Genomic DNA, 22,160 nt, shown 5'->3' with positions numbered 1-22,160 from the left:
TGTGACCGTCCCCGCAGGTCAGCGGCGGAATCGTCGTCGCCGGCGGGGTGCTGTACCCCCTGTGACCGCAGCGCCCTCGCCGTCGTCCGTCCCGACCGCCCCCGCGCCCGTCCCCTCCCCCACCCGCCTCCTCGACGTGCGCACGGTCTACGCCGAGCCGGCCGCCCTCGACTCCGCCCGCGGCCGCGACGTGCTCGCCCGCTTCCCCGGCGCCAAGGTGGTCGAGGTGCCCTCGCACTGGCAGATCCCGGAGCTCAACGGCAACGAGGGCAACGTCGAGCGCTGGGTGCGCGTCAAGACCGAGACGCTGGTGCTCGGCGTCAAGAAGTCGCTGTCGGCCCGGCCCAACAGCCGGTCGTCGAACTGGATCGCTCCGTCGACGGCCAACGGCTGCGCCATGGCCTGCGCCTACTGCTACGTGCCGCGGCGCAAGGGCTTCGCCAACCCGATCACCGTGTTCACCAACATCGAGCAGATCACCGGCTACGTACGCCGGCACGTGGCCCGGCAGGGACCCAAGACCGAGGCCGACCAGTGCGACCCGGTCAGCTGGGTCTACGACATCGGCGAGAACAGCGACTGCTCGGTCGACGCGCTGGTCAGCGACAACGTCGCCGACCTAGTCGCCACCTTCCGGGAGCTGCCCACCGCCAAGGCGTCGTTCGCCACCAAGTTCGTCAACCGGGAGCTGCTCGACCTCGATCCGCAGGGCCGCACGCGCATCCGGTTCTCGCTCATGCCCGACGCCGACTCGCGGGTGATCGACGTGCGCACCAGCCGCATCGCCGAGCGCGTCGCCGCCGTCGACGACTTCGTCGAGGCGGGCTACGAGGTGCACCTCAACCTGTCGCCGGTGGTGCTGCGCGAGGGCTGGGAGGCCGACTGGGCGCAGCTGCTGCGCCAGCTCGACGACACCCTCTCCCCCGCGGCGAAGGCGCAGGCGGCGGCCGAGGTGATCATGCTGACCCACAACCGCGACCTGCACGAGGTCAACCTCGGCTGGCACCCCAGGGCCGAGGACCTGCTGTGGCGGCCGGACCTCCAGCAGCCCAAGCGCAGCCAGAACGGTCAGTGGAACGTGCGCTACCGCAACCACGTGAAGCGGGCGGGCGTCGACCGGCTGCAGGAGCTCATCGCCCACCACGCGCCCTGGCTGCGCGTGCGCTACGCGTTCTGATGCACCTGTCCCTGCTCGACCGCTCCCGCACCCGCGCCGGGGAGACCGACGCGGCCGCGGTGCTGGGCACCGTCGAGCGGGCGGTGCGCGCCGAGCGACTCGGCTACCGGCGGTTCTGGGTGGCCGAGCACCACGGCGTCCCGGGGATCGCCGGGGCCGCCCCGGCGGTGCTGCTGGCCGCGGTGGCCGGCCGGACGACGGCGATCCGGCTGGGCTCGGCCGGCGTGATGCTGCCGCACCACCAGCCGCTCGTCGTCGCCGAGCAGTTCGCCACCCTGAGCGCGCTGGCGCCCGGCCGGGTGGACCTCGGGCTCGGCCGCTCCCCCGGCTTCACCCCGCCGGTGCGCCGGGCGCTGCGGGAGACCGAGCGCGACTTCGCCGCCGACCTCGCCGAGCTGCGGGCCCACCTCGACGGGACCGCGGAGATCACGATGCACCCGCGCCCGGCCGCCGACGTGCCGATGTGGGTGCTGGCCACCGGTTCCGGCCTGGAGGTCGCGGCGGCGCTCGGCCTGCCGGTCGTCGTCGGCGGGCCGCTGCTGGGCGTGGCCGGCGACCCGGAGCCCGGCCGGGAGGCGCTGGCCCGCTACCGCCGCACCTACCGCCCCTCGGCGCGGGCACCGGAGCCGGAGGTGGCGATCAGCCTCGACGTGCTGGTCGGCGACACCGCCGCCGAGGCCGCCGACCTGCTGCTGCCCGAGGCGTGGGCGATGGCGCAGGCGCGCACCACCGGCGTCTTCCCGCCGCTGGAGCCGGTGGCCGTGGCGCGGGCGGCGCCGATGACCGCGGTGCAGCGCCGGCACGCCGAACGGACGGCGGCCTCGGCCGTGGCCGGCACCGCGTCCCAGGTGGCCGGCCGGCTCGCCGAGCTGGCCGAGCGCACGGGCGCGAGCGAGCTGGTCGCGGCCGGCAGCACGTTCGACCGGGCGGCGCTGGCCGCCTCCGACGCCGCCCTGGCCGCGCTGCTGGCCTGAGTCAGCCGGTGGCGCCGGTGTCGGGGTGCGCGGCGCCGACCGGCTTGGACTCCGGCGACCCGCGCTGTCGCAGGTAGACGGCGAACACCGCCATCGACCCGACGGCGAGCATCTCCGACTGCCAGTTCTGGAAGGTGCGGTCCCAGAAGTCCGGGCGGCCCAGGTAGCCCACCCAGCTCACCGGGTCGGCGTGCGAGCGCAGCTGGTCGACGTTGTAGGCCGCCCAGCCGGCCACCGACGTGGCCGCCCAGGTGAGCAGGAAGAGTGCGCCGAACACCAGTCCGAGCGACCGGGAGAACACCGCGGTGCGCCAGCCGCCGGCCCCGGCCCAGCGGGGCGAGTCGGCGCGGGCGTGCGCGCCCACCCGCTGCTCCTCGTCGCTCTCGGTGCCGACGGCCTCCAGCTCCTTCGACGCCGGGGAGCCCCGCTGCACCAGCCACACGGTGGCGAAGACGTAGAGGGAGAACTGCAGGTACTCCGACTGCCAGTTCTCCATCACGTCGACGGCGAAGGACGACGAGGTGAGGTAGTGCCCGAGCGAGACCGGCCCGAGCCCCTCGTCCTGCCGCTCCTCGCTGAGCTGGGCGGCCCCGGCGACCGCCTGACCGGCCAGGGTGACCACGAACAGCAGCCCGAACCCGAGGCTCAGCGAGTTCTCCGAGAGGAACCGCCGCACGCCGCTCACCGACCCAGCAGGGCCAGCACCACGCAGTAGGCGGTGCCGCCGAGGACGGTCAGCAGGTAGGCGACGAAGACGATCCGCACGTGCCTCACGAGCCCTCCACCAGGCAGTCGTAGCGGCCGTCACCGCAGGGCCGGCAGCCGGCCGCGGCCACCTCCCAGCCGCCGGGCGTGCGGGTGAGGAAGAGCGTGTCGTCGGCGAGCCGCACCTGCGCCTCGGAGTCCCACACCTGCGCCGACTCGACCTCGCCCGTGCCCAGCGGCAGGTCCTCCAGCGCGACGGGACAGCCGGCCGGCTCCTCGTGCTGCACCGCCTGAAACGCCGCGTCGGTGAGCAGCGCGCACCGGGCGTCGGCGTCCCCGGCCGCGAAGTCCCGGGCGGCCTGCTCGACGTCGGGCAGGTGCACGTCCGAGCACCCGCTCACCAGCAGGACGCCCGCGGTGAGCCAGGCGGACGTCGTGCGCACGGGACCGTCCCTCCGGTCGCGTTCCTGCGTCGTCTCCGCAGGTGGCCGCCATGATCGTCGGCACGCGGGTGCGCCGCCACCGCGGTGATCACCCGTTCGGGGACGACGTCCCCGCACTACGGTGGCGGTGTGGCGCGCGTCGTGGTCGTCGGCGCCGGGCTCGGCGGGCTGGCGGCGGCCGCCCGGCTCGGCGCGCTCGGGCACCGCGTGACCGTCCTGGAGCAGGCCGACGGCGTCGGCGGGAAGCTCGGCTGGTTCGAGCGCGACGGCCACGCCTTCGACACCGGCCCCAGCCTGGTGACGCTGCCCCAGGTGCTGCGCGACCTCTTCGACGCCACCGGCGGCCCGCTGGAGGACGCCGTCGACCTGGTGCGCCTCGACCCCGCGGTGGCCTACCGGTTCGCCGACGGCACGCGGCTGGCCGTCCCCGGGCACCTCGACGACGTCCCCGGCGCGCTGGACGGGGCGCTGGGCGACGGCGCGGGCGGCCAGTGGCGGGCGCTGCTGGACCGCGCCGAGGCCATGTGGGCGATCACCGAGCAGCCCTTCCTGCGCTCGCCGCTGCGCGGGGCCGCCACCCTCGCCCGGCTGGCCCGCGACCCATCCGACGTCGGCACCGTCGCGCCCTGGCAGACGCTGCGCGGCCTGGGCGCCCGCCACCTGCGCGACCCGCGGCTGCGGGTGCTGCTCGACCGGTACGCCACCTACTCCGGCTCCGACCCGCGCCGGGCGCCGGCGGTGCTGGCCACCGTGCCGTGGGTCGAGCAGGCGTTCGGCTCCTGGTACGTGCGCGGCGGCCTGCACCGGCTGGCGGAGGCGGTGGCCGACCGGGCGCGCGAGCGCGGGGCGGACGTCCGCACCGGTACGCCGGTGCGCCGGGTGCTCAGCGACGGCGGCCGGGTGTCCGGGGTGGAGCTGGCCGAGGGCGGGGAGATCACCGCCGACGTCGTGGTCTCCGGCGCCGACGCCACCGCGCTCTACGCCGGGCTGCTGCCGCCCAACCGGCGCACCCGCGCGGTGCGCCGCGGGCTGACCCGCGCGACGCCGTCGCTGTCGGGCTTCGTGCTGCTGCTCGCCCTGCGCGGGCGGACGCCCGGGCTGGCGCACCACACCGTCGCCTTCCCCGCCGACTACGACGCCGAGTTCGACGCGGTCTTCGGCACCGGCCGGCACCGCGGCGTCCCCTGCCCGGTCCCCGACCCGACGGTCTACGTCAGCGCCCCCGACGACCCGACGACCCGGCCCGACGACGACAGCGAGTCCTGGTTCGTGCTCGTCAACGCGCCCCGGCACGACCCCGACGCCGGGGTCGACTGGGACGCGCCGGGCCTGGCCGACCGCTACGCCGGGCGGGTGCTCGAGGTGATGGCGGCGCGTGGCCTCGACGTGCGCGACCGGGTGCGCTGGTGCGTGGCCCGCACGCCGGCCGACCTCGCGCGGGAGACCGGCGCCGTCGGGGGCTCGATCTACGGCACGTCGAGCAACGGCGCCCGCGCGGCCTTCCTGCGGCCGGGCAACGCCGCGCCCGTCCGCGGGCTGTACCTCGTCGGCGGCTCCTCGCACCCGGGCGGCGGGCTGCCGCTGGTCACCCTGTCGGCCGAGATCGTCGCCGGGCTGGTCGGTCCCGCCTGAGCTCGCTGCGCACGCTGTCGGCGGCCGGTGCGAGGCTGCCCGGCGTGCGCACCGACCCGCCGGAGACCGGCGACGAGACGACCCTGCTGTCCGCCTACCTCGCCTACCAGCGCGAGACGGTGCTGCAGAAGACCGAGGGGCTGACCCGCGAGCAGCTGGGGCGCACCCACCCGCCGTCGTCGCTCACCCTGGCCGGGCTGCTGTACCACCTGGCGCTGGTCGAGGAGAGCTGGGCGGTGGAGCGGTTCTCCGGCGGGCCCGAGCTCCCGCCGTGGGACGGGGTCGACTGGGACGCCACCCCCGACTGGGAGTTCGACGCCGCCCTCGGCCTGGAGCCCGACGCGCTGCGCGAGCGCTACCGGGAGGCCGGCCGGCGCACCGACGCCGTGGTGGCGGCCGCGGGCTCCCTCGACGCGTTGTCGGCGGTCCCGCTCCGCAACGGGAACCGCTTCAGCCTGCGCTGGATGCTGCTGCACCTCGTCGAGGAGACGGCGCGGCACGCCGGGCACGCCGACCTGCTGCGGGAGGCGGTCGACGGCATCACCGGCGAGTGAGCCTCAGCGCGCGAGCTCGGTCGCCCAGGCGGCGACCTCGATCCGCCCGGTGGTGCCGGCGTCGACCCACATCGGGAGCACCTGGCCCGGGTCGCCGGGCACCGGGACGACGCGCAGCGCCTGGCCCTCGGTGAGCCCGCCGGCGGTCACCGTCGCCGACCACGACACCCCGGTCACCGCGCTCTCGCCCGGCTGCAGCACCAACGGCGCGGGGCCGGGGTCGATCACCATGTAGCTCGACTCGTGCGCCGTCTCGAACGCCATCGGCCGGCCGTCGGCATCGAGCACCTCGACCGCCGGGTAGCCGGTGACCTCACGCGCGGCGTCCCCGCAGTTGGTCACCGTGACGACGACGGCGCGGTGCCCGAGGCCGGCGTCGACCGGGCCGGCGGTGACCAGCAGACCGAGCGGCGAGCACGTCGGTGTCACCGGCTGCGGCACCGCCGGCGCGTCCTCCGGCTCCGTCGCCGGCGGGGTCGCCGGCGACGGGGACGGCGGGACCCCGAGGCCCGCGGTGTCGGCCGGCCCGCCGGGGGTCCGGAGGGCCAGCGCGACCGCCGTCACCGCGACGACGGCCAGTGCCACCAGCAGCGGGACCAGCCAGGAGGAGCGGGCGCGCACCTCAGCCCCGGGCGGCGCCGAGGCCCAGCACCGCGGCCAGCCCCAGCGCGCTGCGCGGCGCGTAGGCGGTCCGCCACAGCCCGCCGTGGACGGCGGCGTGCGCCTCGTCCTGCCAGGGGTGCTCGTGCCGGGGACCGCCGCCGGTGTGCAGGTCGTGCACCAGCAGGGCGGCCATGAGCACGTTCGACGTCGCCGGCTCGAACACCTCGACGCCGAACCGGTGGGCGCCGGCGTACGCGGCGGCCAGCGCCCGGTTCTTCACCACCGAGCGGGTGCGGGTGGGCGGCGCGACGTTCATCGACACCGTCGTCCCGGCCGCCCGCGCCACCGTGGCCCGCCACCGCTGCAGCCGCTTGGCCAGCGCGTAGTTGGGGCCCTGCTGGGCGACCAGGCTGTCGTTGACGCCGGGGTCGGCGCCGGGCACGTAGGCGCGCTGCAGCAGCCGGCCCGCCGACAGCGTGCGCAGCGGGCGGCCGACCAGCTTGCCCACCCGCGAGCGGCCCGCGTACGCGCGCACCGACTGGGCGACGGCGTCCCCGGGGACGGCGAACACGTCGGTGGGCGTGGCGAGGAAGGCCAGCGCCGTCTCCGGCCGGGCCGCCTGCAGCCGCAGGGTGAGCGCGTCGACGGCGGCGGAGACCCGGACGTTGGTGGCGCCGTCGGCGTAGACGTAGTTGCCGAGCACGAGCTCCCCCGGCAGCCCGGCCAGCCAGTCGGCGACGGCGGGCACCTCGCGCACCAGGTCGGCGCCGGCGCCGCCGGGCAGGTCGCCGTCGGCGGGGACCAGCAGCGTGCCCGCCCCGCGGCGGGCGGTGTCGAGGACGCGGCGCCACAGGTCCGGCCGCGGCAGGTCGACCCCGGCCACGGTGGCGCCCCAGCGCAGCAGCGCGGTCAGCGGGCCCATCTCCGCGCCGGCGCCGAGCACGACGACGGTGCGGCCAGGCAGCGCCAGCCACTCGGGGTGCGCGGCCACGGTGCGCACGGCCTCGGCCGCCGACGGCTCGAGGACGCCGCCCTCGACCCAGGTGTCCAGCCGCCGGGACAGCTCGGCGCCGCGCAGCCGCGACCCGTGGAACGGCAGGCTGAACCCGCGCTCGGCCTCGCCCTCGCCGGTGACCTCCCGGGTGCCCGGGGTGCGCGGAGCCGGCGCGTCGAGCAGGGCCGACAGCGGTCGCTCGCCGTCGTCGCCGGCGACGTGCAGCCGGGTGTGCACGGCGTCGAGCCCGCCGCCGGCGACGGCGCGCGCCGCGTCCGGGGAGGCCAGGCCCGCCTCGACCAGCCGCCGGAAGTGGGTGAGGTACCCGGCGCGCCAGTTGGTCTCCTGCTCGGCGGCGCGGGCGCCCACCGGGTCGACCGGCCGCAGCGCGTCGGCGACCACCGCGCGGCCCACCGCCGCGGTGCTGCGCCGTCCGTCGGGGCCGGCGGGGAAGACGACGCCGGTGTCGTCGGTGCTCATGGGCTCCTCAGTCCGTGGTGACGGGCGGCGGGTCGACCGGCGCCCCGGCCTCCAGCCAGCGCAGCAGGGTGCGGGCGCCGAAGCCGGTGCCGCCCTTGACCACCTCGGCGTCGTCGGAGCCGGCGCGGGCCGGTCCGGCGACGTCGAGGTGCGCCCAGGGCAGGTCGCCGGCGAAGGGCCGCAGGAACAGCGCCGCGGTGGTGCCGCCGGGGTTGCCGGGGGCGTTGGTGGCGTCGGCGACGTCGCTGGCCAGCTGCGGCGCGTACTCCTCGTCCAGCGGCATCCGCCAGACCCGCTCGCCGGCGTGCAGCGCGGCCGTGGACAGCGCGTCGGCCAGGCCGTCGGTGGTGGCGTAGAGGCCGGCGGTGCGCGCGCCGAGCGCGACCTTCATGGCGCCGGTGAGCGTGGCGACGTCGACCAGCGCGGTGGCGCCGAGGTGCAGGCGGGCGTGCGCGAGGCCGTCGGCGAGGACGAGGCGCCCCTCGGCGTCGGTGTTCTGCACCTCGGTGGTGCGCCCGCCGACGTGCCGGATGACGTCGGCCGGCCGGTAGGACGAGCCCGACACCGCGTTCTCGGCGGCCGGGACGACGGCGGTGACCCGCACCGGCAGCTCCAGGCGGGCGGCGGCGTCGACCGCGGCCAGCACCGCCGCTCCCCCGGCCATGTCGGTCTTCATGTCGCGCATGCCGGGGCCGTGCTTGATCTGGATGCCGCCGGTGTCGTAGGTGATGCCCTTGCCGACGAGCACGGGGTGCGGGGCCCCGGCGCCCGGCGGGTCATAGGCGACGACGACGAGCCGCGGCGGGGACGCCGAGCCGCCCCCGACGGCGAGGACCCCGCCGAAGCCGCCCGCGGCGAGCTCCCCGGGGCCGAGCACGGTCACGGTGACGTGCGGCAGGCCGCCGAGCCGGTCGACCGCCTGCTGCGCGAGCCAGGCCGGGTTGCCGGTGTCGGGCGGGGTGTTGACCAGGTCGCGGGCCCAGGCGACGGCGCGGGCGGTGACCTCGCCGGCGCGGGCCGCGTCGGCCACCGCCGGGTCGGCGGCGTCGGTGGCGACGGCGGCCACGGTCGCCAGCCGCGGCGGGTGCGGGCGGGAGGACTCGCGGAACCGGTACCCGGCCAGCAGCGCGGCCTCGACGGCGGCGCGCACCTCGTCGGCGCCGGCGGGGGCGAGCGCGGTGTCCAGCGGCAGCACGAGGCGGCCGGCGCCGTGCTCGGCGAGGGTCTGCGCGCGGCGCACCACGGTGGCGACGAACGAACGCAGGTGCGGCATCGTCCCGTCGCCGGTGCCGACGGCGACGACGCTGCGCGGGCGGCGGCCGGGGACGGGCAGGTTGGTGATGCCGCCGGCCTTCCCGGTGTTGCCGGTGTCGGCGAGCGCGCCGGCGAGCAGCTCGGCCGGGACCGGCGGCGGCGTGCCGGGCGCCGGCGAGGTGAGCCACGGGGGCAGCGCGCCGCCGGCGCCGACCGGGACGGCGAGGACGTCGTCCTCACCGAGGTCCGGCAGCGCCGCGAGCAGCTCCACCCGGGGCAAGGGGGCGGCCCCGGTCGCCGGCGTGCTGCCGGCGGCCGGGGCCGCGTCGTCCTGCGCGGGGCTGCCCGAGGGCAGGCTCGCGGAGACGTTCAGCTGGTCGCGCCCTTCAGGGCCTCGGAGAGCGCCGCGGCCTCGTCGGGCGACAGCTCGACGACCAGGCGGCCGCCGCCCTCGAGCGGCACCCGCATGACCAGGCCGCGCCCCTCCTTGGTGACCTCCAGGGGACCTTCACCCGTGCGCGGCTTCATGGCCGCCATGCGTGCCTCCTTCGCCGGCCACCCGCGGCCCCTCTGCGACGGCGGTGTGGCTGTTCCTCGGTGCGTAGCTCTGTCCCATGATCCCGTATCCCCGCCGCGGTTCCAACACGAGCCCCGTCAGGGGGTCGCCCGGAAGCAGGTCGCGACGTGGTCGTCGACCATGCCGGTGGCCTGCATGAGGGCATAGGCGGTCGTGGGCCCGACGAAGGCGAAGCCCCGGCGCTTGAGCTCCTTGGCCATCGCGACCGACTCCGGGCTGGTGGCCGGCACGTCGGCGAGGGTGGCCGGGCGGGCCCGCGGGCCGGGAGGCGCGAACGACCACAGGAGGTCGGACAGGCCGCCGTCGATCTGCTGGGCGGCGCGGGCGTTGCGGATGGCGGCGGTGACCTTGGCGCGGTTGCGGACGATGCCGGCGTCGGCCATCAGCCGCGCCTCGTCCTCCTCGGTGAAGGCGGCCACCGCGTCGATGGAGAAGCCGGCGAAGGCGGCCCGGAAGGCCGGGCGCTTGCGCAGGATGGTGAGCCACGACAGGCCGGACTGGAACGCCTCGAGGCTGAGCCGCTCGAACAGGGCGTCGTCGCCCCGCAACGGGGTCCCCCACTCCTCGTCGTGGTAGCGCGCGTACTCGGGGGCGCTGTCCCCCCAGGCGCAGCGGACGCGGTCGGGTTCCACGGCGGGGACGCTAGCGGCGGGCAGGGACACGTCGGTCGTCATGGCTCCCGTTGTCCGCTCCGCGCGGTCGGTCCGCAAGCCCCTCCCGAGATCTGTGGACAGGCTCCTGACCTGGGGATACGGGTCGCCGCACCACGCTCGCGGCGGTAGACTCCGTACATGTGTTCGAGTAGGATCGACGCCGGTGACGTCCTCGACGACGTCGCCGCGCTGGTCGCCGAGCGCAACCGGATCGACGCCCGCCTCGCCCGCGCGGTGCGGGCCGCGGAGCTGTCCTCCGCTCCCGAACGCGACGGGCTGACGAGCATGGCGTCGTGGCTGCGCGGGCACTGCCGGCTGTCCGGGCGCGAGGCGTCCCGGCCGGCGCACAACGCCCGCGCGCTGGAGCACCTGCCCGCCCTGGCCGAGGCGCACGACGCCGGGCTGGTGACCACCGCCCAGGTGGCCGTGACCGCGGAGGTGACCACCCCGGAACGGCTCGCCGCCGCCGCAGCGCAGGGCGTGGACCTGGGCGAGATCGACGCCGTCCTCACCGCCGTGGCGATCGAGCAGGAGCACGACGCCCTGGTCGTCGTGGTGAAGCGCTACTGCAACGCGCTCGATCCCGACGGGCCCGAGCCGGACCCGACCGAGGGGCGGCGCATGTCGGTGGTCCGCCACGCCGACGGCACCGTCTCCTTCCACCTGCACCTCGACCCGGTCGGTGCCGAACGCTTCGCCACCGCGGTGGAGGCACACGTGCAGGCCGACCGGCCCGCCGGCGACGACCGCACCCGCGCCCAGCGGCTCGCCGACGGCGCCGTGCAACTCGCCGACACCGCCCTCGCTTCGGGCAGCACCCCGCGGCTGCGCGGGGTCAAGCCGCAGGTCGTGGTGAAGGTCGACGCGGAGGACCTGCACGACCCCGCCTGCCCGGCCGACCACGCCCCGACCGGCCCAGGAGCCGGGACCGACGGCGACGCCCAGGCCGACACCGCGACCGGGATCGACCCGACCTCCGAGCCGGACACCGACACCGACACCGACACCGACACCGACACCGAGTCGAGCAGGACGCCCCCTCTGCCGCGGTGGCGGGGCAGCGCGACCCTCGGGTCCGGCGCCGTGGTCCCCGCGGCCACCGCCCGCTGGCTGGCCTGCGACGGCGCGATCACCCGCGTGGTGCTCGGCCCCGACGGCGTCCCGCTCGACCTGGGCCGGGAGCAGCGGCTGGCCGACCGGCACGTCCGCCGCGCCGCGGAGGTCCGCGACGGTGGCTGCGTGTTCACCGGCTGCGGCGCCCCCACCTGGTGGTGCGACGTCCACCACCTCGTGCACTGGCTCGACGGCGGACCCACCTCGCTGCAGAACTCGGCGCTGCTGTGCGAACGCCACCACACCGAGGTCCACTCCGGCTTCCGCGTGCAACGACAACCGGACGGCCGATGGCACACCTGGCGGCCGGACGGCACCGAGATCACCACCCCGGCACCCCTCAGGGCCGGGGTGGCGTGAGCACCTGACCGACCGCGCTCGTCATGCGCGGGACCAGCGCTGCCCTCGGCACGCTCGGACCGGCCAGCGGCGGCAGCCCGTGCCGCCGAGCGGGCTCAGGGGACGGGCGACTCCACCGCGGCCGTCGCGGGCGCGTTGCGGCGGGTGGCGAGCGCGCAACCCGCCAGCACGAGCGGCAGGCCGACGGCGAGGCCCAGGGTGAAGGGCTCGTCGAGCAGCAGCACACCGGCCAGGACGGCGACGGCCGGGTTGACGAAGGTGATCACCAGCGCGCGCTGCGGGCCGACCTCGCGGATGAGCGCGAAGAACAGCACCAGCGCGAGCGCCGTGCAGACCACCCCGAGGACGACCAGCGAGCCCAGCGCGGGCACCGACGCCGACCCCAGCTGCCCGAGCCGCGGCACCGCGAACGGCGCGTAGACCACCGCGGTGAGCACCAGGGCGATCGCGCTGACCGCCACTCCCGGGACGTCGGCCAGCGCACGGTTGGCGATCAGCGGCGCGGTGCCGTAGCCGACCACCACCGCCACCACCGCGAGCACCGGCAGCAGCGCGATGCCCTCGACGTCGAGCCCGAGCAGCGCCACGATGCCCACGACGCCGAGCCCCATCCCCGCCAGCCGCACCGCGGTGAGCCGCTCCTCCCCGCCGACCAGCCGCGCGGCGACGGCCGCGACGAAGGGCACCGAGGCGACCAGCAGCCCGGTCAGCGAGCTCGACAGCGTCACCTCGGCGTAGGACAGCAGCAGCCAGGGCCCCGTCATCTCCAGCACGGTGAACGCCAGCAGCGGCCGCCAGTGCCGCAGCGCGGGGCGCACCTGCCCGCGGGCCAGGACCAGCGGCAGCAGCACGGCGGCCCCGACGACGCACCGGACGAACACCACGACCACCGGCGACGTCTCCTCGACGGCCACCTTGATCAGCAGGTACGGCACGCCCCAGATGACCGACATCGCCAGGAACAGCACCCACCCGCGACGGCTCACCGCGCCATCCTGCCCGGCCCCCGCGACGGTTCCCGTTGCACGTCCCGCCGCGCCGCCGTGGACTGTCCCGTCATGGACCCCGACGCGCGTTTCGCCTCCCTGGTCGAGGCCCTGGCCACCCGGCCCGGCGTCGGCCCGCCCGGCGCGAGCGGCCGGCGCGGCTTCGGCTCGGCCGCCCTGACGGTGCACGGGTCGATCTTCGCGATGGTCGTCGGCGGGGCGCTGGTGCTGAAGCTCCCCGCCCACCGGGTGGAGGGGCTCGTCACCGCCGGCACCGGGCTGCCGTTCGCCGCGGCCAACGGCACGCCGATGCGCGAGTGGGTGGCCCTCGACCACGGCACGCCCGCGTCCGACCTCGCGCTCGCCGAGGAGGCCATGGCGTTCGTGGCCTCCCGCGCTACTCGGGGCGGCTGAACATCCACGCGGCGACGGCGAGCAGCACCCCGCCGACGCCGGCCACCAGGACGACGTCGAGCCACACCGGCACCGGCCAGCTCCCCCAGTGCAGGGCCACGGAGTCGCCGATCGACGGGTCGACGCGGGAGAGCACCACCCGCCGCACCGCGTCGACGCCGTAGGTGATCGGGTTGGCCAGCGCCAGCGCGTGCAGCCACCCGGGCAGCTGGCCCGAGACCGGGAAGAACGCGCCGGAGAGGAACATCAGCGGCGCGAGCAGGAGCTGCACCCGCGGCATGACGGTCTGGATCTGGTCGACCCGGACGGCGATCACCAGACCCAGCGCGGTGATGGCGAAGGCGACGACGAACAGCAGCCCGACCGTGGCGAGCATCATCACCGGGTCGTAGGGGACGCCGACCAGCCCGGCCAGCGCCAGCAGCACCACCGACTGGAGGGTGGCCACCGTCGCCCCGCCGAGCGCCTTGCCGAGCACGATGCTGGTGCGGCCCACGGGCGCCACGAGCATCTCGCGCAGGAAGCCGAGCTCGCGGTCCCAGACGATCGAGATCGCCGAGAAGACGGCGGTGAACATGACCGAGGTGGCTAGCACGCCGGGGAACAGGAACGTCGAGTAGCCGGCGTCGCCGAAGGTGCCCACCGGCAGGGTGGCGCCCAGGCCCTGCCCCAGCACGAACAGGAACAGCAGCGGCTGGGCGAACGAGGACAGGATCCGGCCGCGGTCGGTGCGGAAGCGCAGCAGGTCGCGGTGCCAGACGACCCGCACGGCGCGCAGCTCGTGACGCAGCCCGCGCCCGCCGAGCCGGACCGGCGCGGTCGTGGCCGTCACCGCCGACCTCCGGCCGGGCCGGCCACCGGGCTCCGCGCGGGCCCACCGGCCGCCGCCTGGCGCTCGGACATCCGCGCGCCGGTGTAGGCGAGGAAGACGTCGTCGAGGGTGGGGCGCGAGACGCTGACCGAGCGCACCGTCAGGCCGAGCTCGAACAGCCGCGGGACGAAGCGCTCGCCGTCGGGGGCGAGCACGACCAGCACGCCGTCCTCGCGGGCGGTCTCGACGCCGAGCCGCTCCCGCACGAGGGCCTCGGCCGCGTCGTCGTCGGCGGTGCGCACCCGCACCCGGTCGGCGCCGACGCTCGCCTTGAGCGCCGACGGGGTGTCCAGCGCGCCGATCCGGCCGGAGTCGACGATCGCGATGCGGTCGCAGCGCTCGGCCTCGTCCATGTAGTGCGTGGTGAGGAAGACGGTGATGTCCTCCTCGGCGCGCAGCCGGTCGACGTAGCCCCACAGACCCGCCCGCGACTCGGGGTCCAGGCCGATCGTCGGCTCGTCGAGGAAGAGCACGCGCGGCGAGTGCAGCAGCCCGCGGGCGATCTCCAGCCGGCGCTTCATGCCGCCGGAGAAGGTGCGGACCAGCGAGCGGCGCCGGTCGGTGAGGCCGACCATCTCCAGGACGGCGTCGATCCGCGGCCCGACCTCGGCCTTCGGCATCCCGTAGATGTCGGCGTGAAACCGCAGGTTCTGCTCGGCGGTGAGGTGCGCGTCGAGCGTCGTCTCCTGGAAGACCAGGCCGATGTGCCGCCGCACCTCCGTGCGGTCGCGGACGACGTCGAAGCCGGCCACCCGTGCGGCGCCCGCCGTGGGCCGCAGCAGCGTGCAGAGGATCTGGATGGTGGTGGACTTGCCCGCCCCGTTCGGGCCGAGGAAGCCGAACAGCTCGCCCGCGCGGACCGACAGGTCGATCCCGCGGACGGCCTCGACGTCGCCAAACGTCTTGACCAGGCCGCTGACCTCCACCGCGGGCGGCCGCCCGGTGCCGGCCTCCCCCGACGGGGTCCCTAACGCCGTTAGAGTCACCCCGGCAGCGTCCTCGAACACCGTTAGAGTGTCAAGGTGCCGATCTCCCGCGACGACGTCGTCCGCGCCGCCGTCGAGGTCCTCGACGAGGAGGGCCTCGCGGGACTGACCCTGCGCGGCGTGGCCGCCCGGCTCGGCGTGAGCGCCCCGACCCTCTACTGGCACGTCAGGGACAAGCGGCACCTGCTCGACCTGGTGGCCGACCGCGTGCTGGCCGACGTCCCGGAGAGCACCCGGGCGCCGCACCCCGGCGAGCCGGTGTGGGAGTGGCTGGCCGAGGCGAGCCGGGTGCGACGGGCGCTGCTGCTGGCCCACCGCGACAGCGTGCAGGTGGTCGCCGGCAACCGGCCGACCGAGGACTCGCTGCCCGGCATCGAGCGCACCCTCGGCGTCCTCGTCGGGGCCGGGCTCGAGCCGGGCGAGGCGGTGCGGGTGCTCACCGCGCTCGGCTCGTTCATCCTCGGCGACGCCCTCGAGACCCAGGCCGACCGTGACCGGCCGCTGGAGGAGCAGCCCGGCGGCGACATGGCGGGGTTCCCCACGGTCGCCGCCGCCGCCCGGACCGCCGGCGGCGACGACGAGCGGTTCGAGGAGGGGCTGGCGCTGTTCGTCGGCGGGCTGCGCGCCCGGCTCGAGGAACGCGCGCGCGGGACCGCGGTCGCCGGGTCCTGACCGGCGCGCTCGGTACCGTCGGCCCGTGGGGTGGTCGGGCTACGGGACCTTCGTGGTCCTCGCCGTCGTGCTGGTGCTCGTGCCCGGCCCGGACGTCGCCGTCGTCCTGCGCAACACCCTCGGCGGCGGGCGGGTCCGCGGCTCGTGGAGCGCGGTCGGCATCACCGTCTCCAACGTCCTGCAGGGCGCCGCGGCCGCGACCGGGCTGGCCGCCCTCGTCGTCCGGGTGGAGCCGCTGTTCCAGGCGATCCGCTGGGCCGGCGTCGCCTACCTGACGTTCCTCGCGCTGCAGGCCTTCCGCTCGGCGGTGCGCGGCCGCTACCCCGACCTCGACGACGGCGGCCCCGCGGCCGGCCGGGCCGCGCTGACCGGCCTGCGCCAGGGCTTCCTCAGCAACGTCACCAACCCGAAGGTGCTCGCCTTCTACCTGGCCGTGCTGCCGCAGTTCCTCGCGCCGGGGACGCCGGTGCCCGTGCTGCTGGCCTACGCGCTCACCCACGCCGCCGTCGGCCTGGTGTGGCTGCTGCTCCTGGTGGCCGGCCTGTCCCGGGCCCGCCGGGTGCTGGCGCGCCGCCCCGTCCGGCGGGCGCTCGACGCGGTCACCGGCTGCGCGCTGCTCGCCTTCGGCGCCCGGCTCGCCGTCTCACGCGGGACCTGACACCGGCCAGGCCACCTCGACGTGCGGCTCGTCGGGGTCGGCGTCGCGCGCGCTCAGGTAGACCTCGGCCGGGCTGCCGGCCCGCTCGAGGCCCCGGGCGTCCACCCACGCGCCGACGGCGTCGTAGGCGCGCAGGATGCCGGGGAACTCCGCCTCCCGCCGCGACAGGCAGGTGACCGCCTCCCGCCCGGCGTGCTGCAGCCGGATCCGCAGGTCGCCGGCCGGCTCGACGGAGCCGGTGAACGGCCGCACCACCTCGACCGGGCCGTCGCCGTCCTCGGTGACCATCCCGTGGTAGACGACGCGCAGCGGCCCGGCCGGCCGCGCGCCGCAGCGTGCGAGGTGCGCGTCGATCTCCTCCCCCGCCCCGGTGATGAACGCGTCGAGCTCGTCGACCGTCAGCCGCCGCTCGGCGGTCAGCACCGTCCGGCCCGGCACCTCGCGCAGGGTCACCTCGCGCACGTCGTCCTCCTCGGTCTCCGCGGTCAGGGCGGTCACCAGGTCCCGGCGCCGCCGCAGGTCCTCCTCCACGCCGTCCCACCAGCGGGCCACGGCCGCCCGGCGGGCGCCCGGCTCGAGGTCGACGACGTCACGCACCCGCGCCAGCGGCATGCCCGCCCGGCGCAGCGCGGCGATCAGCCGGGCCCGGGCCACCTGCGCGACGGCGTAGCCGCGGTGGCCGGTCCACGGGTCGACGGCGTCGGGCACCAGCAGGCCCTGCTCGGCGTAGAGCCGCAGCGCCTTGGCCGACAGCCGGGTGCGGCGCAGGAACTCCCCGGGCCGCAGCAGGTCTCCGCTCACGCCGTCGAGCCTGCGGCATGCCCCAGGGGCCGGGTCCAGTCCGGCCCGCGGTTTCCGCCCCGGCCCGGCCGGGCAGCGCCGGAGCACCTGCGACGACGGGAGGCCCGCGTGGCCGACGCATCCACCCGACCGCCGGCCCGCCGCCGGCTGCTGGTCTCCGGCCTGCTGCTCGGCGCGGGCGTGGCGGGGGCGGTCGACGAGATCGTCTTCCACCAGCTCCTGCACTGGCACCACTTCTACGACCGGGCCAGCGGCGCGGCGGGCCTGGTCTCCGACGGGCTGCTGCACGCCGGCACCTTCTCGGCCGCCGTCGCCGGCATGGCGCTGATGGCCGACGCCCGCCGTCGCGGCCGGTTCCTGCCCCCGCTGTGGTGGGGCGCGCTGCTCACCGGCGCGGGGGCGTTCCAGACCTGGGACGGCCTGGTGCACCACAAGGTGCTGCGGCTGCACCAGGTCCGCTACGGCGTCGACCTGACCGGCTATGACGTCGCGTGGGTGCTGCCCGGCGTCCTCCTGCTCGTCGCCGGCGTCGCGCTGCTGCTGCGCGCCCGGCGGGTGCCCGCGGCGTGACCGCGGTGGTGCTGGCGCTGCTCGCCGCCGGCGCCTACGTCGGCGCCACGTGGCGCTGCCGCAGCCCGTGGCCGCTGGCCCGCACGGCGTCGTGGCTGGCCGGCGTCGCGGCCGCGGCGGTCGCCGTCGCCGGGCCGATGGGCGCGCACGGCGACCTGCGCGCGCACATGGCCGGGCACCTGCTGCTCGGCATGGCCGCGCCGCTGCTGCTGGTGCTGGCGGCGCCGGTGACCCTGGCCCTGCGCGCGCTGCCGCCGGCCGAGGCGCGCCGGCTCGCCCGCCTGCTGCGCACCGCCCCGCTGCGGTGGCTCGCCGACCCGCTGGTCGCCGTCCCGCTCAACGCCGCCGGGCTGTGGCTGCTCTACGGCACGGGGCTGCACGGCGCGCTGGCCCACTCCCCCGTCCTGTCGGCGGGGGTGTCCGCGCACGTGCTGGTGGCCGGCTACCTGGCGACGGCGTCGGTGCTCGCCGTCGACCCCGCCCCGCACCGGCGCGGCGTGGGCGTGCGGGCGCTGGCGCTGGCCGGCGGCGCCGCCGCGCACGACGTCCTCGCGAAGGTGCTCTACGCGCACCCGCCGGCCGGCACCGTCGGCGCCGAGGAGGGCGCGCGGCTGATGTACGACGGCGGGACGGTGCTCACCCTGCTGACCGCCGCCGTGCTCTGGCGGCGCTGGTACACCAGCCGGGAGGCGGTGCGCGCCGCCGCTCAGCCGGCGTAGGTCGCGGCGAACCGGGCGAAGCGGCGCAGCGAGATCCGGAAACCGAGGACGACGGCCGGCTTCACCAGCGGCCAGCCCAGCCGGCCGACGATCCCGAACGGCAGGTGCAGCCGCTCGGTCCACACCAGGTCGGTGCCGGCCGCGGTGGGCGTCAGCTCGAAGATCCCGGGGCCGCGCACGATCCGGCCGGTGTGCTGCACGACCACCCGGCGCGGCGGCTCCCACTCGGTGACCACCATCGTGTCGAGCACGCCGAGGTGCCGGCCGCGCCGCCACGGCAGCGGGACGCCGGTGCGGGCCGCCAGCCGCACGCCGACGCCCTCCTCGGCGGGGGTGACCACCTCGACGTCGGTGGCCGGCATCCAGCGGCCCTGCGACCGCCAGTCGGTGAGCGCCGCCCACACCCGCTCCTGCGGCGCCTCCACCGACACCGGCAGCACCAGCTCAGGCACCGTCGCGCGCTCCCTCGTCCACGGATCCCTCTTCGGCCGCCGCGGCCCCCGCGGATGCGGTCACCGCGGATGCCCCCGCGGTCCCGGCCGGCAGGGTCAGCCCCGGGTCGGTGTCGGCGTCGGCCGCCCGGGCGGGCCGCTCGGCGCGCAGCGCGGCGATCTGCTCGTCGCGCTCCTCGATCACCTGGGCCAGCTGCTCGAGCAGCCAGTCCACCTCGGTCATCCGGTAGCCGCGCACGGCCACCGACACCTGCAGCCCGCGCACGTCCTCCCCCGTCACCGGCCGGTCGTCGGGCAGCTCGACGGGCGAGCGGTCCAGGTCGGCCGGCGGCTGGGTCTCGCCCCGCCCGAGCAGCAGCGAGCCGCCGAGGAACAGCAGCGCCCCGACGACGGCGACCGCGGCGAGCCCGACGAGGAAGGACAGCACCGGCGCCCTCAGCCCTCGACCGGCTCGACCGGACCGGGCAGCGGCGCGCGCATCCCGCCGCCGCCCTCGCCGTTCTGCCGCGCGGTCTCGGCCTCGCGGATCGTCGCCAGGACGACGTCGACGTCGTCGGTGACGGTGAACAGGTCGAGGTCGCCGGCGCTGATCGTGCCCGACTCCAGCAGGGTGCCGCGGATCCAGTCGACCAGCCCGGCCCAGTACTCGGTGCCGAACAGGATCACCGGGAACCGGGTGACCTTGCGGGTCTGCACCAGCGTGAGCGCCTCGAACAGCTCGTCGAGGGTGCCGAAGCCGCCGGGCAGGATGACGAAGGCCTGCGCGTACTTCACGAACATCGTCTTGCGGACGAAGAAGTAGCGGAAGCTGATGCCGAGGTCGACCCACTCGTTGAGCTCCTGCTCGAACGGCAGCTCGATGCCCAGCCCCACCGACAGCCCGCCGGCCTCCGACGCGCCGCGGTTGGCCGCCTCCATGGCACCCGGCCCGCCGCCGGTGATGACCGCGTAGCCGGCCTCCGCCAGCGCCGCGCCGATCTGCACGCCGGCCGCGTAGTGCGGGTGGTCGGGCTTGGTGCGGGCGCTGCCGAAGACGCTGACCGCCTTCGGCAGCTCGGCGAGCAGGCCGAAGCCCTCGACGAACTCGCTCTGGATGCGCAGCACGCGCCACGGGTCGGTGTGCACCCAGTCGGTGGGCCCGCGCCGGTCGAGCAGCCGCTGGTCGGTCGTCGTGCCGGCCCGCTGCGGGTCGGGCTCGCCGCCGCGCAGCACCACCGGGCCGCGGTGCCGCGTCGGGCGGGGCTTCCGGGCGCCCTCGGGCGGGGGGATCGTCGTCATGCGCGTCCTCCGGACAGGTAGGCGGTCAGGGCGTCCTCGGCCGGCTGCAGCCGCTCGACCAGGACGGACTCCTCGCGGGTGTGTGCGAGCTGCGGGTCGCCGGGGCCGTAGTTGACCGCCGGGATGCCCAGGGCGGCGAAGCGGGCGACGTCGGTCCAGCCGAGCTTGGCCCGCGCGGGGCGGCCGACGGCGGCCACGAAGGCCTCGGCGGCGGGCTCGGTCAGGCCGGGCAGCGCCCCGCCGGCGTTGTCGACGACGGTCAGCGTGGCGCCGGCGGCGAGCGCGTCGGCGAACACCTCGCGCACGTGCGCCTCGGCGGCGTCCTCGTCGCGGTCGGGGGCGTAGCGGAAGTTGACCGTCACCCGGCACTCGTCGGGGACGACGTTGCCGGCCACCCCGCCCTCGATCCGCACGGCGTTGAGGCCCTCGCGGTAGGTGCAGCCGTCGATGTCGACCTCGCGCGCCTGGTACGCCGCCAGCGTGGCGAGGACGCCCGCCACCCCGTGGATGGCGTTGACGCCGAGCCAGCTGCGCGCGCTGTGCGCCCGCCGGCCCGTCGTCCCGATCACCGCCCGCAACGTGCCCTGGCAACCGGCCTCGATCTCACCGTCGGTGGGCTCGAGCAGGACGGCGAGGTCGCCGTAGAGCCAGCCCCGGCGCTCGCGCACCACCCGGCCGAGACCGCTCTTGACCGACTCGACCTCCTCGTTGTCGTAGAAGACGAACGTGAGGTCGTACGCGGGCTCAGCCCCGGGGACGCCGAAGCGGCCGGCCAGCCGCAGCATCACCGCGTCGCCGGACTTCATGTCGCTGGTGCCACAGCCGTACAGGCGGTCGCCCTCGAGCCGGCTGGGCACGTTGTCGGCGATCGGCACGGTGTCCAGGTGCCCGGCGAGCACCACGCGGCCCTCGCGGCCCAGGTTCGTGCGGGCGAGGACGGTGTCGCCGACCCGCTCGACCTCCAGCCCGCCGAGGCCGCGCAGCGCCGTCTCGACGGCGTCGGCGAGGGCGCGCTCGTCGCCGGACACCGACGGCGTGTCGACCAGCGCCCGGGTGAGCGCGAGGACGTCGGCGGAGAGGTCGAGGTCGGGCGCGCCGGTCACGGTGCCCGAGCCTACGGTGGAAGGACCTCGTCCTCCTCACCGCTCGCGAGCTCGCGGCGAGCCTCGGGACGAGGCCGGGAGCCGGGCCTGGGTAGCGTCGGGGGGGTGACCTCCCCCAGCCGCTCCGCCGTCGCCGCCGGTCTCGCGACCGTCTCCGCCTCCGGGACCGTCCTGGACACCTGGTACCCCGCGCCCGCCCTCGGCGACGCCGGCGGGGAGTCCGGCACGCAGCAGCTCGGCGCCCTGGAGCTGGAGGCCGAGCTCGGCACCGAGTTCTCCGGCCTGGTGCGCAGCGACGACGCGCGCGGCGTCGAGGTGATCGGCGTCCGCACCGTGATCGCCGACCTCGGCGCCCCGCCGGCCGACACCCACGACGTCTACCTGCGGCTGCACCTGCTCTCGCACCGCCTCGTCCGCCCGCGCGAGGTGAGCCTGGACGGCGTCTTCGGCCTGCTGGCCAACGTCGCGTGGACCAGCGCCGGGCCGGTGCTCGCCACCGAGCTCACCCCCGCGCGCCGCGCCCTCCTGCGCGCCGCGCACGGCTCGCTGACCGTGCTGTCGGTGGACAAGTTCCCGCGGATGGTCGACTACGTGCTCCCCGCGGGCGTGCGCGTGGCCGACGCCGACCGGGTGCGGCTGGGCGCGCACCTGGCCGAGGGGACGACGGTCATGCACGAGGGCTTCGTCAACTACAACGCCGGCACGCTCGGCCCCTCCATGGTCGAGGGCCGGATCAGCGCGGGCGTCGTCGTCGGCGCCGACAGCGACGTCGGCGGCGGCGCGTCGATCATGGGCACGCTGTCCGGGGGCGGCAGGGAGGTCGTCTCCATCGGCAGCGGGTGCCTGCTCGGCGCCAACGCCGGCATCGGCATCTCGCTGGGCGACGGCTGCGTCGTCGAGGCCGGCTGCTACGTCACCGCCGGGTCCCGGGTCACGCTGCCCGACGGCTCGGTGGTCAAGGCCCGCGAGCTCTCCGGCCGCGACGGCCTGCTGTTCCGCCGCAACAGCGTCACCGGCGCGCTGGAGGCGCTGCCGCGCTCCGGCGACTGGGGCGCCCTCAACGCCGCGCTGCACGCCAACGACTGACGCGGCATTAGAAGCGTTCCGCACGTCCTGGGAGTCGGGACGTGC

At 76.7% G+C, this 22,160-nt stretch carries 26 protein-coding genes; 11 read left to right on the top strand and 15 right to left on the bottom strand.

The features are described from left to right. Positions 1-61 precede the first annotated feature (61 nt). Together BUE37_RS04260 and BUE37_RS04255 are read left to right on the top strand one after the other, a co-directional pair. Positions 62-1,177, top strand: coding sequence for a spore photoproduct lyase family protein (locus tag BUE37_RS04260; protein WP_073418783.1), 1,116 nt, complete (start codon positions 62-64; stop codon positions 1,175-1,177). Continuing rightward, positions 1,177-2,151: an MsnO8 family LLM class oxidoreductase gene (locus tag BUE37_RS04255; protein ID WP_073418782.1), complete on the top strand. Its 975-nt coding sequence runs from the start codon at positions 1,177-1,179 to the stop codon at positions 2,149-2,151. The genes BUE37_RS04260 and BUE37_RS04255 overlap by 1 nt, the downstream gene beginning before the upstream one ends. Position 2,152: 1 nt before the next feature. Here BUE37_RS04255 and BUE37_RS04250 read toward each other — a convergent pair whose 3' ends face one another. Beyond that, positions 2,153-2,836: a DUF6766 family protein gene (locus tag BUE37_RS04250; RefSeq protein ID WP_073418781.1), complete on the bottom strand. Its 684-nt coding sequence runs from the start codon at positions 2,834-2,836 to the stop codon at positions 2,153-2,155. A gap of 85 nt (positions 2,837-2,921) precedes the next feature. Next, the gene (locus BUE37_RS23665; RefSeq protein ID WP_073418780.1) at positions 2,922-3,299 is read right to left on the bottom strand and encodes a hypothetical protein; all 378 of its coding nucleotides are present in this window, start codon (positions 3,297-3,299) and stop codon (positions 2,922-2,924) included. 129 nt (positions 3,300-3,428) lie between these two features. Here BUE37_RS23665 and BUE37_RS04240 point away from each other — a divergent pair, with 129 nt between their 5' ends. Beyond that, entirely contained in the window at positions 3,429-4,931 is a 1,503-nt protein-coding gene (locus BUE37_RS04240) for a phytoene desaturase family protein (protein WP_073418779.1), read from the top strand. A gap of 44 nt (positions 4,932-4,975) precedes the next feature. Further along, positions 4,976-5,485 carry a DinB family protein gene (locus tag BUE37_RS04235; protein WP_073418778.1) on the top strand — a complete coding sequence of 170 codons (510 nt, stop codon included), beginning with the start codon at positions 4,976-4,978 and terminating at the stop codon, positions 5,483-5,485. A 3-nt stretch (positions 5,486-5,488) separates the two neighbouring features. On the opposite strand, the gene BUE37_RS04230 is transcribed toward BUE37_RS04235, so the two are convergent. From BUE37_RS04230 to BUE37_RS04210, 5 genes are all read right to left on the bottom strand, one after another. After that, positions 5,489-6,106, bottom strand: coding sequence for a DUF4232 domain-containing protein (locus BUE37_RS04230; protein ID WP_217651115.1), 618 nt, complete (start codon positions 6,104-6,106; stop codon positions 5,489-5,491). Between the two features lies 1 nt (position 6,107). Beyond that, a complete protein-coding gene (locus tag BUE37_RS04225) occupies positions 6,108-7,562 on the bottom strand; it encodes a hypothetical protein (protein ID WP_073418777.1) in 1,455 nt (484 codons plus the stop codon). Positions 7,563-7,569: 7 nt separating this feature from the next. After that, a complete protein-coding gene (locus BUE37_RS04220) occupies positions 7,570-9,087 on the bottom strand; it encodes a leucyl aminopeptidase family protein (RefSeq protein WP_245794279.1) in 1,518 nt (505 codons plus the stop codon). A 98-nt stretch (positions 9,088-9,185) separates the two neighbouring features. Beyond that, positions 9,186-9,353, bottom strand: a complete 168-nt coding sequence (locus tag BUE37_RS04215; protein WP_012947303.1) for a DUF3117 domain-containing protein — start codon at positions 9,351-9,353, stop codon at positions 9,186-9,188. Positions 9,354-9,470: 117 nt separating this feature from the next. Then, positions 9,471-10,025, bottom strand: a complete 555-nt coding sequence (locus BUE37_RS04210; protein WP_245794278.1) for a DNA-3-methyladenine glycosylase I — start codon at positions 10,023-10,025, stop codon at positions 9,471-9,473. A 159-nt stretch (positions 10,026-10,184) separates the two neighbouring features. Between BUE37_RS04210 and BUE37_RS24335 the strand changes: the two genes are divergently transcribed. Continuing rightward, positions 10,185-11,519: an HNH endonuclease signature motif containing protein gene (locus tag BUE37_RS24335; RefSeq protein ID WP_083628269.1), complete on the top strand. Its 1,335-nt coding sequence runs from the start codon at positions 10,185-10,187 to the stop codon at positions 11,517-11,519. Positions 11,520-11,614: 95 nt separating this feature from the next. Here BUE37_RS24335 and BUE37_RS04195 read toward each other — a convergent pair whose 3' ends face one another. Continuing rightward, on the bottom strand, positions 11,615-12,505 hold the full coding sequence (locus tag BUE37_RS04195; RefSeq protein ID WP_073418774.1) for a DMT family transporter: 891 nt from the start codon (positions 12,503-12,505) through the stop codon (positions 11,615-11,617). 72 nt (positions 12,506-12,577) lie between these two features. Here BUE37_RS04195 and BUE37_RS04190 point away from each other — a divergent pair, with 72 nt between their 5' ends. Then, complete coding sequence (locus BUE37_RS04190) at positions 12,578-12,919, top strand: hypothetical protein (protein WP_073418773.1); 342 nt, start codon at positions 12,578-12,580, stop codon at positions 12,917-12,919. Here BUE37_RS04190 and BUE37_RS04185 read toward each other — a convergent pair. Beyond that, the gene (locus BUE37_RS04185; protein ID WP_073418772.1) at positions 12,903-13,751 is read right to left on the bottom strand and encodes an ABC transporter permease; all 849 of its coding nucleotides are present in this window, start codon (positions 13,749-13,751) and stop codon (positions 12,903-12,905) included. The genes BUE37_RS04190 and BUE37_RS04185 overlap by 17 nt on opposite strands. After that, a complete protein-coding gene (locus tag BUE37_RS04180) occupies positions 13,748-14,776 on the bottom strand; it encodes an ATP-binding cassette domain-containing protein (RefSeq protein ID WP_073418771.1) in 1,029 nt (342 codons plus the stop codon). Before BUE37_RS04180 ends, BUE37_RS04185 begins: the two co-directional genes overlap by 4 nt. Before the next feature lie 36 nt (positions 14,777-14,812). On the opposite strand from BUE37_RS04180, the gene BUE37_RS04175 reads away from it, so the two are divergent. Then, a complete protein-coding gene (locus tag BUE37_RS04175) occupies positions 14,813-15,448 on the top strand; it encodes a TetR/AcrR family transcriptional regulator C-terminal domain-containing protein (RefSeq protein WP_083628267.1) in 636 nt (211 codons plus the stop codon). A 25-nt stretch (positions 15,449-15,473) separates the two neighbouring features. Further along, the gene (locus BUE37_RS04170) at positions 15,474-16,106 is read left to right on the top strand and encodes a LysE family translocator (RefSeq protein ID WP_073418770.1); all 633 of its coding nucleotides are present in this window, start codon (positions 15,474-15,476) and stop codon (positions 16,104-16,106) included. Here BUE37_RS04170 and BUE37_RS24750 read toward each other — a convergent pair. Further along, entirely contained in the window at positions 16,092-16,907 is an 816-nt protein-coding gene (locus tag BUE37_RS24750) for a MerR family transcriptional regulator (RefSeq protein WP_073418769.1), read from the bottom strand. The genes BUE37_RS04170 and BUE37_RS24750 overlap by 15 nt on opposite strands. Before the next feature lie 108 nt (positions 16,908-17,015). On the opposite strand from BUE37_RS24750, the gene BUE37_RS04160 reads away from it, so the two are divergent. After that, positions 17,016-17,477, top strand: coding sequence for a DUF2243 domain-containing protein (locus BUE37_RS04160; RefSeq protein ID WP_073418768.1), 462 nt, complete (start codon positions 17,016-17,018; stop codon positions 17,475-17,477). After that, positions 17,474-18,196 carry a cytochrome c oxidase assembly protein gene (locus BUE37_RS04155; protein WP_073418767.1) on the top strand — a complete coding sequence of 241 codons (723 nt, stop codon included), beginning with the start codon at positions 17,474-17,476 and terminating at the stop codon, positions 18,194-18,196. The genes BUE37_RS04160 and BUE37_RS04155 overlap by 4 nt, the downstream gene beginning before the upstream one ends. Here the strand turns inward: BUE37_RS04155 and BUE37_RS04150 are convergent. Genes BUE37_RS04150 through dapE form a run of 4 tightly spaced genes read right to left on the bottom strand, consistent with a single transcriptional unit; the run spans position 18,184 to position 21,029 of the window. Beyond that, positions 18,184-18,648: an SRPBCC family protein gene (locus BUE37_RS04150; protein WP_073418766.1), complete on the bottom strand. Its 465-nt coding sequence runs from the start codon at positions 18,646-18,648 to the stop codon at positions 18,184-18,186. The two genes, BUE37_RS04155 and BUE37_RS04150, sit on opposite strands and share 13 nt — an antisense overlap. Next, on the bottom strand, positions 18,641-19,075 hold the full coding sequence (locus BUE37_RS04145) for a DivIVA domain-containing protein (protein WP_139252810.1): 435 nt from the start codon (positions 19,073-19,075) through the stop codon (positions 18,641-18,643). The genes BUE37_RS04150 and BUE37_RS04145 overlap by 8 nt, the downstream gene beginning before the upstream one ends. Before the next feature lie 8 nt (positions 19,076-19,083). Next, positions 19,084-19,926, bottom strand: coding sequence for an LOG family protein (locus tag BUE37_RS04140; protein ID WP_073418765.1), 843 nt, complete (start codon positions 19,924-19,926; stop codon positions 19,084-19,086). Further along, a complete protein-coding gene (gene dapE, locus BUE37_RS04135; protein ID WP_073418764.1) occupies positions 19,923-21,029 on the bottom strand; it encodes a succinyl-diaminopimelate desuccinylase in 1,107 nt (368 codons plus the stop codon). The genes BUE37_RS04140 and dapE overlap by 4 nt, the downstream gene beginning before the upstream one ends. A 105-nt stretch (positions 21,030-21,134) precedes the next feature. Here dapE and dapD point away from each other — a divergent pair, with 105 nt between their 5' ends. Then, the gene (dapD, locus tag BUE37_RS04130) at positions 21,135-22,115 is read left to right on the top strand and encodes a 2,3,4,5-tetrahydropyridine-2,6-dicarboxylate N-succinyltransferase (protein ID WP_083628265.1); all 981 of its coding nucleotides are present in this window, start codon (positions 21,135-21,137) and stop codon (positions 22,113-22,115) included. Positions 22,116-22,160: the final 45 nt, after the last annotated feature.

The sequence above is a fragment of the Geodermatophilus nigrescens genome, assembly GCF_900129495.1.
Taxonomy (GTDB): Bacteria; Actinomycetota; Actinomycetes; order Mycobacteriales; family Geodermatophilaceae; genus Geodermatophilus; species Geodermatophilus nigrescens.
Note: the sequence above shows the minus strand (reverse complement) of the source record. Positions and strands in the feature narration are given on the sequence as shown.